The 11,306-nt window shown below is 28.1% G+C and carries 9 protein-coding genes; all 9 read right to left on the minus strand.

What is annotated here, in order from left to right; all coding sequences use genetic code 11:
• Positions 1–445 precede the first annotated feature (445 nt).
• The 9 genes from Q4586_RS13555 to Q4586_RS13595 all read right to left on the minus strand — a co-directional run bounded on the left by Q4586_RS13555 (position 446) and on the right by Q4586_RS13595 (position 11,201).
• Positions 446–1,879 carry a caspase family protein gene (locus Q4586_RS13555; protein ID WP_303529860.1) on the minus strand — a complete coding sequence of 478 codons (1,434 nt, stop codon included), beginning with the start codon at positions 1,877–1,879 and terminating at the stop codon, positions 446–448.
• 756 nt (positions 1,880–2,635) lie between these two features.
• Positions 2,636–3,718 carry a hypothetical protein gene (locus tag Q4586_RS13560; protein ID WP_303529861.1) on the minus strand — a complete coding sequence of 361 codons (1,083 nt, stop codon included), beginning with the start codon at positions 3,716–3,718 and terminating at the stop codon, positions 2,636–2,638.
• Positions 3,719–4,494: 776 nt separating this feature from the next.
• On the minus strand, positions 4,495–4,959 hold the full coding sequence (locus Q4586_RS13565; RefSeq protein WP_141677729.1) for a hypothetical protein: 465 nt from the start codon (positions 4,957–4,959) through the stop codon (positions 4,495–4,497).
• A gap of 740 nt (positions 4,960–5,699) precedes the next feature.
• Positions 5,700–7,736 (minus strand): AAA family ATPase, encoded by a 2,037-nt coding sequence (locus Q4586_RS13570; protein WP_303529867.1) that lies wholly within the window; start codon positions 7,734–7,736, stop codon positions 5,700–5,702.
• Entirely contained in the window at positions 7,729–8,202 is a 474-nt protein-coding gene (locus Q4586_RS13575) for a hypothetical protein (protein ID WP_303529871.1), read from the minus strand. The genes Q4586_RS13570 and Q4586_RS13575 overlap by 8 nt, the downstream gene beginning before the upstream one ends.
• On the minus strand, positions 8,203–9,132 hold the full coding sequence (locus tag Q4586_RS13580) for a hypothetical protein (RefSeq protein WP_303529873.1): 930 nt from the start codon (positions 9,130–9,132) through the stop codon (positions 8,203–8,205).
• A gap of 165 nt (positions 9,133–9,297) precedes the next feature.
• Positions 9,298–10,284 (minus strand): hypothetical protein, encoded by a 987-nt coding sequence (locus Q4586_RS13585; RefSeq protein WP_303529874.1) that lies wholly within the window; start codon positions 10,282–10,284, stop codon positions 9,298–9,300.
• 163 nt (positions 10,285–10,447) lie between these two features.
• Positions 10,448–10,837, minus strand: a complete 390-nt coding sequence (locus Q4586_RS13590) for a hypothetical protein (RefSeq protein WP_179314810.1) — start codon at positions 10,835–10,837, stop codon at positions 10,448–10,450.
• Between the two features lie 13 nt (positions 10,838–10,850).
• Complete coding sequence (locus Q4586_RS13595; protein ID WP_303529879.1) at positions 10,851–11,201, minus strand: hypothetical protein; 351 nt, start codon at positions 11,199–11,201, stop codon at positions 10,851–10,853.
• Positions 11,202–11,306: the final 105 nt, after the last annotated feature.

Consider the following 11,306-nt stretch of genomic DNA (forward strand, 5'->3'; position numbering starts at 1 on the left):
TTAGTTTTCAATTCAGATTCCGCAAACAAGCTAAAAATTCCGATATAATTTTCATTCCGCATTTGAGTGTTCAAGTCCAAAATTTTTTCATTAAACCTCAAAATATTCTTTCTTAACTTGAGCAAGTTTTGCATCGCAAATATTGCTTGTGTCTTTAAGGAAAGTGCTGTTTTTACAGCTCTTTTAAAACGATAATAAAATTCAAATTTGTTTAGAATTTTCTTTTTTGAGAGCTAAATTCTACTATTTTAAATTTTGATTTATTTCTCAAATTTTCCTTTTGAGTTCTTCTTTCCGCAATGAATGGCAACGTGTTTGTGTATGATTAGTGGCGTGTTTTAAGCACGGAATTTAGCAAATAAAAACCGAATAGAAAATCCGCGAGGATTTTCGTAAGTAAGCTATAACTAGCCATTAATTATACACGGTGTTGCCAGTAGTACTTTTATTTTTCTTTCGCTTCAAAGGTTTCTTTTAAGTAGTCGTTTACTATCTTTTTAAGTTTCTCTAAAATAGTTTTTATCGCATTCTCTATTTGTTCTTCATCAGTGATTTTTTCTTCGGAAGTGAACCATTCAATATCTGAATTCAATTCTTTTTCTTCCCAATTTTTTTCTTCAAAATTGGTAATGAAATAGAAGAAGCCAATTTGCCTTTTAGAAATCAAGTAAATTATTCTTGTGGTAAAAGAGTCAACATTCGGAAATCTTGAGTTTAAATTAAATACGATTGTTTTGTACGGAACTTCAATATCTAGATTAAAACCATCTCTTATTGTCTCATAATCATCATTTCCAACGGTCAGACCTGTGCCAAATACGTTTAAATTTGTTGTTAGACCAGCTAAAGGATTGGTATATCTATCCTTTCTAACTCTTTTATAACTTGCATTAGCAAAATATTCGTGGTCATTATTTTCTAACCACTTAGCTATTGTGTTTTTCTTTATTATAGGTGAATAATCGTCATAAAATAATACCTCTAAATCATATAGCTCTTCCAAATTGCCAGTTAATTCAAATTCTTCAATTTTAATTTTCAAACGATTTATTACTTCGATAGCTTGTTCTTTAGAGCAGTAGTTTTCAGCCTCTTTTTTAATTTTATCAATTAAAGATAAATTTTCTTTTTTTTCCAGAACTTCCTCTTTGTCGAAATCAAGATTATTCAAATGTTCCTTAAGAGTTGGATTTATTTGACAAAATTTTTCGGTTAGATTAGCTTGAATAACAAAAAAGGGTGTTTGGTCTGTATTAGACGCAAATTCATCTGAAATATAATCAATGATATCTTTGTATCTAATTTCTTTACTTTGATGTTTTTTAATTGATTCTATAAAACTAAGTGTGAAATCACTTATTTTTTTTGTCTGATATGAATATTGGTCAGATAGAGAAGAGTTAAGAAAGTAGCAATTATTAAAATTGGTTCCAGTTTTTTCAAAATACTTATTGATTGCATTATACTCTTTAATGTAGCTTTTACCTGATTGACAAGCATCGATTACCTTAATTACTAAATTAGGATTTAAAGTTTTTATTAAGGTGTCAACTTCATCATTTTGAAGTGTTGTTTGTTTTCTTTTTACAGTGTCAAAATCTGATAATAAATAATAGAATTCGTTGCTGTGAAATTCTCCGTGCCCAGTAAAATAGAAAAATAATTCTTCTATTTCATTTTTTTGATTATCAGAAATAAATCCAGTCAATTTTTCTTTTAACTCTGCACTTGTCATTTTTTCATTAAGCAAAAGAATATCATCATATTTATTTGATTTACTTAAAATGGCATTCATATTAACAGAATCTAATTTACATCCTGGAAGATTGTTTTTTGAATCAGAATATTCACTAACTCCTATTATTATTCCTAAGTTCATATGTTATGTTTGTATTACTGGCAACGTACTTGTGTATGGTTTCGTTACGGAAAAGAGCGCAGCAATTTTCCGAACTTAAACCAAAGATAGTAAAAGTGCGAGGATTTTCTGTAAGAAAATCCCCCGTAATGAACTATACACGCTGTTGGGTTTTCGTTATATTGGTTTACTATTTTACTTTTTATTGTTGAAATAATTTTCCCGCAATTATTTTAAATTCCGCAAACTTGATAAATTTCGCGATTTATTCTCTCTTTTTAGTATTCAATTCTGTTTTAATTTTACTTTTCCGCAATTATTCATAAAGAATTTAAATTCAGCAAACTTGCTAAATTCCACGATTTGTTTTTTCTATTTTTATTCTTTCCGAGGTTTCTCTAGAGTAGGAGTGTTGAAAATTTAACTTTAAATATTCCAACTTTTTACAGAACAATTCTCAACTGGAATTTTTCTGATTTTGAAAAATATTATTATAAAACTAAAATTAGAAAATTATATTTTTTTACGGTTTTCTGAGAAAAATTCCGATATAGTTTTTCTACAAGTTTTTCTAACATTTTAAACTCAATTAAAAATCTAAAAGTTTGAAATTTTACGATTTTTTGTTAATGAAACCCAACGTGTTTGTATATGGTTTGTTGCGTGGTTTAAGCAACTAATTTAGTAAATAATTACCGACCAAGAAAGTCCGCGAGGACTTTCGTAAGTAGGCGAGAAGCCAGCAATAAATTATATACGGTGTTGGCAATAGTATTTTTAAAATGGCAAATAATCTCCATTCGCATATTTTTCATAAAAAGGTTCGTGGAAATACGAACTAACATTATTTAGTACATATTCTTTAATCTTTTCTTTCTTGTCAGATGCCACAGAATTTATTAGTTGGTCATAAGCTCCAAAATATTCATATTTATCTTCTTCGTAATTATATACTACTTTACAAATCAATTTTAGAAATTCTAATTTGACAGTTTCTGAAGTCAGATGTGTTCCAAAAGATGAAAATAAATTCAGCCTATTAAATCGTCTAATTTGGTCTTTGTCATTTGATAATTCTATAAAAGCGTTTAGAATGTATAATAATACAAGTTCTATTTCATCTTTCGCTAGATAGTTGATTTCTTGATGAAGAATATCATAATACATTATTACTTCCCATTGTTCTCCAGTTTCGATTTTGTTAATGAGTTTTTTTAATTGAGCATCAACGACTTCTCTTTCAACTTGGGATTTAAGTATGTTTATGTACTTTTTTGGATTTAGTATTTCATTAGAGAAAGGTGTATTATCAAGTTCATTATCAATTAAAATATTAAATAGCTTACTTTTTTCCGACTTATGTACTTTCAATAATAATTTTTCAAATATTGTTTCTGAAAGTGCATCATTTCCCAATTTGGAAATCAAGTCATTTGCAGAATATCCAATATTGTTAAGGTAGTTTTCTCTAATTTCTTTTATTATAATATTTACTAAGCTTTTGGCTACAACCGCAGTATCAAAGTCAAAAGATTCATTTTTTCTTATTTCCCTTCCAGGATGAATTAAATTTCTGTAATTTTTAAGAACAGTTGAGAGTTCTTTAGTTGATTGACTTATGAGTTCATTTTCTTTCGCAAGTTCAATTAACTTGTATAAGTCGCTACTTAATATTTTTTTTTCGTTGTGTTTTTCAGGTGGAAAATTTAAAAAATAATCCGTAAGAATAGCTTCAATAATACTTCCCGAAAGAATTAGAACAGATTTTGATGATTTAGTTTCCAAACATTTCATCAATTCTTCATAATCCCTTTCTAAGAGATTCCTAAATTTTTCATCTGTTATAAAGTCAAATTTCATTTCGGTTCTATATTATTGCCAACGTATTTGTGTATGGTTTCGTTACGGAAAAGAGCGCAGCAATTTTCCGAACTTAAACCAAAGATAGTAAAAGTGCGAGGATTTTCTGCAAGAAAATCCCCCGTAATGAACTATACACGTTGTTGGGTTTTCGTTATATTGGTTTACTGTTTTAATTTTTATTGTTGAAAGAATTTTTCCGCAATTATTTCCATAAAGAATTTTAATTCCGCAAAATTGTTCAATTCCGCGATTTATTCTCTTTTTTAGTGTTCAATTCTGTTTTAATTCTACTTTTCCGCAATTATTCATAAAGAATTTAAATTCCGCAAACTTGCTAAATTCCGTGATTTATTTTTTCTATATATATTCAATTCTATTTTATTCTTTCTGAGATTTTTCTAAAGTAAGAGCTTTGAAAATTTAACTCTAAATACTCCAACTTTTTACAGAATAATTCTCAACTGGAATTTTTCTTTTTTTGAAAAACATTATTAGAAGACTAAAATTTTCAAATTATATTTTTACGGTTTTCTGAGAAAATTCCGATATAGTTTTTCCTCAAGTTTTTCCAACATTTTAAAATCAATTAAAAATCTAAAAGTTTGAATTTTTACGATTTTTTGTTAATGAAACCCAACGGTTATGTATAAGGAACGTTGCGGTTTTGTATGCGAGGATTTTCCGAAGGAAAATCAGCAGCTAACAAAAGAGCAACTGCCTTTCGTTTTAGCCAAAATAAGCAATGTTTTTTATACTATGTTGTAAGTAGTTTTTTATTTTTTGTCAGTTTGATTTTCTTTAATAGTGTCTTTAATTAGTGCGTTATAAATGTATTCAGGCGTTTTTTCTTTTATTTTAGTCATCTCACTTTGGATGTGTTTATTTAGAAACTCTTTTTCCTTTTTATTCAAATTTTCAAGAATTCCAACTCTGCCGTAAAAACTTATGTTTTCGTCATTTTTATGAACTAAAACTATTAGCGGATATCCATTTTGCGCCTCAAACATTTCCAAGTTATTTTCAATTCCAGTTTTTGGGTTTTCTCGGTCTAAAAAATAGGTGAAACTAACATTTTTTTCAGTTGTACTGTCGAAAGGGTCACTTGTCAGATTTGCGTAGTTTATAATTCCTTGTACTTCATAAAAGTCCGTTTCATTATAGTCCGAGTATTTCTTTTCGGATTTGCAAGAAAAAAGTCCGAAGGTCAAAATTAATAGTATGGTTAGTGTTTTTCTCAAATTACTTACAACGTATTTGTGTATGGTTTCGTTACGGAAAAGAGCGCAGCAATTTTCCGAACTTAAACCAAAGATAGTAAAAGTGCGAGGATTTTCTGCAAGAAAATCCCCCGTAATGAACTATACACGTTGTTGGCGTTTCGTAGTTTACGTTTCTGCTTTTTTCGGGTTCTATTTTTAGTAGCTAAAATTCTCAAGTATTTTTTTCTTTTTATTCAATATTTAGATTTCGAGTAAATTCTTATGATTTCAATTCCGCAATGTTGCTAAAACTCATTTTTTAATTCTCGAAATATTCTCTTTCTTTTCATAACGATTTTTGTAACATTAGATTCTACAAGATTTTTCTATAATTATAAAAATATTCTTAAAAACTAAATTATTCTCTTTTTAGCGCAACGATTCCATATTCATTTTGAAACTAGACGAGATTTTTCTCGATTTAGTATTTCTGGAATTTAGGAAATCAATTCTCATAAAAGCGTAAATACTATTCAATTTTTTAAAGTTTCAATAAATTACATTTTTCTTAATTTTCTATAAAAAATAGAATAACTTTTCAATAAAAATATTTTCTAAAAATTTCGATTTCTATGAGCGCCAACGTGTTTGTATATGGTTTGTTGCGTGGTTTAAGCAACTAATTTAGTAAATAATTACCGACCAAGAAAGTCCGCGAGGACTTTCGTAAGTAAGCGAGAAGCCAGCAATAAATTATATACGGTGTTGTAGCCAGTGCTTTATTCAATTGGTTTTATTAATTTCTCATTTATATAATTCAAATGAAATTCAATTCCTTCTGTTGCTTTATTAAAAGTTTCATCTGAATTTTCAAATGAAGCAAATAGTAATGTCTGTGCGTTTTTATATGTTGATAATTCTTTCAAGAAATTACTAAAATCATTAATTGATAAATCTTGCTGTTTAGGTTCATCAAACATTAATATGTTTGGGTGATTTCCGTTTTTCTCAATTGAAGTTTTATATAAACTACAAGTATAAGCCCAAATACTGCGAACGAAATCACTTGCAGAAGAGTCAAACCTGATATTGTAAACAAGATTGTCATTTGGTTTTTTTGCTAAAGGCAAATAATTTTCGTCAGAAATTGCAATATCGTTGATTGTTTTACTACTATAATTGAATTTGCTTAAAAGTGATTTAAAATTATTAGTTAATATTTTTAATTTAGAAATATCATTTGGCGAAAAGGTGTCTTTTTTAAGTTTTTCTTGGTCTTCTAATATTCTTTTCCATTTAGATGAAAGTGTTGATAATTCATCTTTTAATTCTGAAAAATCTGCTAAATATTTAGAATAAAATTCAATTCTTTTTTTTAAGTTTAAGCGATATTCTATATCTACTATTGAAGGAAGTCTGTCGTCAGAAGTTAATTCTTTTTTAAGTTCTCTTATTTGACCTCTTAAGTTGTTTTGTGAACCTCTTAGGTTTTTTAATTTTTTCTCTTTAATAATTATTTTAGACTCTAAACTTTCAATATTTACTTGAAGCATTTTTATTTGAGCAGATAAAAAATTTATATTATCATCTAAACGCATTGGTACTTGCTTAACCGATAAGGGAAGTAAAGAATCATTTATTTCTTGATTACAAGAAGGGCAATTGTTTTCAGAAATTTTTAAATCAATTTCTGCTCCCATTTTTTGCACTTTAAAAGCCCCTTTATTTTTTCTTAAATCTTCGTTTAAGTTTTCTAATTGATAATTAAAATTACTTAGTTTTTGTTTGTCAAAAGTTAATTCACTAGATATCATTTCAACATCAAAACTTAGTTGATTTAAACTTTCTTCTTTTTTTACAATTAGTATTTCATTATCACTTGTTTTATCTTTTACAGAAATAGTTTCTATTTTGTTTAATGTATCAAATTCAACAATCATCAAATCTAGGTAATTGGAAATAGAATAATCAGTTTCATCTTTTGAAAGCCGAACATTTATTTCTTCAAGATTATTAATAATCATAGGATTTTGTGATAATCCAGTTAGTTTTCCTCCACCTTTTTCTGCAAATCTTTCGAATTGTCTATTTAAATTTAACCAATCATTTTCAAGAATTCTCTTTGATATGCCTAGTTCTTGTTTTTTCATTTTATTGCCATAAACATCCATATCTAATATGAATTCGACAATTCGAGCTTCTTTATTGTTTAACCCATAAATTGGCATAGTGGCAAAAAAATCCGACCAACCAGACTTTTGTTCAATGATAAAACTAGAAGCAATTTGTTGTATATATATTTTACGTAATTCTCCTTTGTTAGTTAAAACTTTAGGAAGTTTCCAATTTAAAAATTCCTCTAAATATAAATGAAATCCATAATTTTCATCAGAAGCACCACCATTATCGTGTATAAACATTGGACGACTTTCTAAACTTTCATTAGCTAATAAACTACCAAAAAACACATCGATTAGTTGTGATTTTCTGTTTGGATTTTGAACGAATCTACGTATTGTAATAATATCTCCATTTACATTTTCAATTTCTAATAAAATAAAAGATTGAAGTACGCTATGAAATGTGTGTTTCGGATATTCAACTTGGTCTTTTAAAACAGATTGCATTGTTTTTTCAAATCTCCCTCCAATTAATTCCTCAAAACCAAGTGCGTAAACAATGGCTTGGAATAGACTACTTTTTCCACTAGTGTTATTTCCTCTGACTATATTTAGACCTGAAGTAAATGTGTGAAAAGCACCAAAAAGACCATTATTAGTGTTTACATCTATTTTTATGTTATTTATTTTAAGCATTTTGGTTCTTCCATTTTTTGTAGATTGAATCAATACGATTATCTGTGATTTTTCTTTTACCTAAGAAGTTAAGAAACTCAATTTCTTCATTTAGGTACTCTGTATCTTTTATTATTTTTGAGTAAAACAATTCGCCTTTTTCTTGTAATTGATACTTTCCTTTTGATATTGAACAAATTCCTTCGTGAACTGAATAATTTAGAGCTCTATTTAAACTAGGTTCAATTCCCCAAGTTTTTGAAGTTTCAGTATAATTACTATGAACAAATTTCCTCAATGATTCTTGGTTTTCTTTACTTTTTAAAGCCCAATTAATTAAATGAAGCTTTAATAAACTGGATTTAGAACTTTGACAACAAAGTTTTAAAATTAGTACAATTAAACCAATAGTGTATGACGGTCTATATTCTGGTGGAATAGAAATAGGTTTCTTAGAAAATGTTATTTTTTCAGCGTATAGTTCCATTTACTCAAAATTTATTGGACATCTAAATATCCAGTCAGCTAGTGCCCAGTTTGTTAGTTTTAAAATCAGTTGTGGTGCTAAATTTTTAAATGAATTTTGTAATTCACTTTTTAAGAGACCTCTAAATTCATTATATAATTCGCTAGGTTCTTTTGTATTTGATATGCATCTTTCTTCAATTTCAGATTCAATCGCACTGGTTATATCTAAAAAACTCTCATAATCATTAGGATAATCTTCTTTCCACTTTATAAGAATATTATTCCCTTCTAAGTAGTTTTCTACATTTATGTCTACTAGTTTATCCAAATTTGCATCAAAATTTGAAGAACTTTTATTTACTCTATGTGTATTTTTATTTTGAGCATTCTCGATTAATGAAATTTCTGAACCTTTCCATTTCAATTTATCTGATTTCTCGATTGTTATTGAAGGTGAAATATCAATTTTGATTTTTGAGTTTTCAATTGCTGTATTTAAAAAAGGATGAAGAAAGTCTATATCTTCAAATATTACTTCAAAATTAGTATTGTCGATTATTGATAAATTCCAACTTTTTACCTCTTCTTTTTTCTGTGTACAATGTTGAACTATTTCATTTTTAGCATAAGTTGGTGTTACAAAATACCATTTATTAATTTTCGTTGTTCCTAAGATTTTTTTAAGCTGTTGCTCATATGTCTTAAGTTTTTTTAAATCTTTGGTAATTTTATCTCTGTGATTTTCATAGAGTTCTTTTGCTGAATAATGTTCATTTGGACAATAGCATTGAAATACTTTTCCTGTTCTAGTAAATCCTTCAATTCCAAAATCTCCAGGCGTAGCTTTAATCTCTTGATATGCTTCTTCTCGGAAATTGTTTTTAAAACATAATTGAGAAATACTTTCCCATTTATTACCATCAAAATTTCCAAATTCTGTTTTTATCATTTATTCTGTTGGTTTTTTCGCATTGGCTACAACGTGTTTGTATATGGTTTGTTGCGTGGTTTAAGCACGTAATTTAGCAAATAAAAACCGAATAGAAAATCCGCGAGGATTTTCGTAAGTAGGCTAGAACTAGCAATAAATTATATACGGTGTTGTAAACTGGCTTTATTCTAATGGTTTAATATTTTCTTCAAATCTTTTCAATGCTGTTTCTTCATTCAAGTGGTTTGGAAATGTCTTTAATATTTTTTCATATTCAACTATTCCAATTGCTTTTACAATGTAAGCTTCGTGAATAAAATTCAAGTAGTAAATTAATTGTCCTAAACTTGAATGGAAACTTTTAAAATCAATATCTGCATTTACAAAACTTTCAATGTCTCGATAGTTGGCTTTTATTCTCAATCTATATAATAAGTTGAAAACAGAAGTTATCGGAATTTTTTTGAAAATAATATCCCAATGTTCTTTTTTAAATGACTTTCTAAATTCTCCTTTTGCGTTTCTAAAATCTCTGTGATTTTGTTTTTGTAGTCGACTTCTTTTATCCTCCGCATTTTTCTTTCTTGTAGTTTTTAAAAATGTAGCTAATTGCAATTCGGCATCTTCTAAACACTCAATTTTACTTAAAACACTATTTTCTTTAGGGAAGCCTTTAAAGTTTGGAAGTCCAAAATATTCGAACTCATTTTTAAGTCCAGAGGTGTAAAAACTTATTGCAGATGGGTAATGCTTATCTTTTACTGAATTTCCAAATAGTTTAATAGATTTTTCGTGTTGTTCATTAGCAATTCCTTGAGTTTCGTGGAAAGCAGTCATTGATAAATAAACAGAATAGTAAGCTTGTGGGAAATTCCAATGAAGTGAAAATTTATAATAGTCGTCATTGTCTATTTTTTCGCCAATTCTATATGCATATTCCGTACTCCAAGAATTCCAAAGAAGTTTTCGTACTTCTTCAATATTAAATTTCTCATTCTTAATTTTAATTCCGTTGTAAAAAGGGATTTTTTTTAAGTCATACTTTTCTTCGTTACAATCAATACAATAAATAATCGAAAAAAAATGATTGAAAAATACTCTGGATGGAATAGATTTAGCTTGTTCAGCTCTTAATTTTAATATTCTTTCTCTAAATCCTGTTAATCCCATAAAGTTTCTTTAGCTTGTTTACAACGTGTTTGTGTATGATTAGTTGCGTGGTTAGGCAACTAATTTAGCAAACTTTTACGAACCTGAGAATATTCCGAAGGAATATTCCAGATGAGCACTTACACAGCAATTAATTATACACGGTGTTGTGCATAGTTTTTTATTATCCCGCAACTCCGATAAATATTAAATACTCAATTTCTGTATCATAGATTTCCTGTAATTCCTCTTTTGTCAGGTCAACTTTTTCCTCATTCAGAGCATATTCTACCATTTGATTTATATCCAATTCGACATTAGATTCAGTTTCGCTTTCAGGATTCGGATTGTCAGAGTTCAGTCCTATTTTATCCATAAAGTTTATTTCCGCAACCAGAGCATCACGAATCAAATTCAAGTCAGACTTTTTCTTATTTAGCTTTAATGCAATGAAACAAGTCGCCTCGTCCACGTCATAAATTTCTTTTCCAGCGTTATTTTCGTTCACAGTACAGATTGGGTCGTTTTTACAACCGAAAAATGAGAGTAAAGTCAAGATGAATATTTTTTTCATTTATTGTAGTTTTTTATTCAATTCTGTATTGTCGTCTTGATTCAGCATAATAGTTCGATTCCTTATTTAATAAGCTTTCTTCAAACTTGTATTTCAGATATTCCATATCCAATTCAGTTAGAGAAACAGTCTTTTTTCCGTTCATAAAGTTTTCTATCGTTTTTTTGTGATAAGGGCAAAAAATTGCCCAAACCATTAACTTTATAAAATCAGATTCATTTTCAGTTTTTATTTCGGCGTCATCCCAAGAGTCCGATAAAGTTTTAAAATTCCCACTATCTTTCTTAACCATTATTCCGTCCGAAATATCAATTTCAGATGGATAATATTTAATTGTTAGCTTATAAATTTCCTTAAAAGTCAAATTTTATAGGGTTTTGGTAAATTATGCACAACGTGATTGTATATAGTTTGTTGCGTTTATAAACACTAAATATAGCAAATAAAAACCGAATAGAAAATCCGAGAG

This window comes from Tenacibaculum soleae, from assembly GCF_030549005.1.
Classification (GTDB): Bacteria; Bacteroidota; Bacteroidia; order Flavobacteriales; family Flavobacteriaceae; genus Polaribacter; species Polaribacter soleae.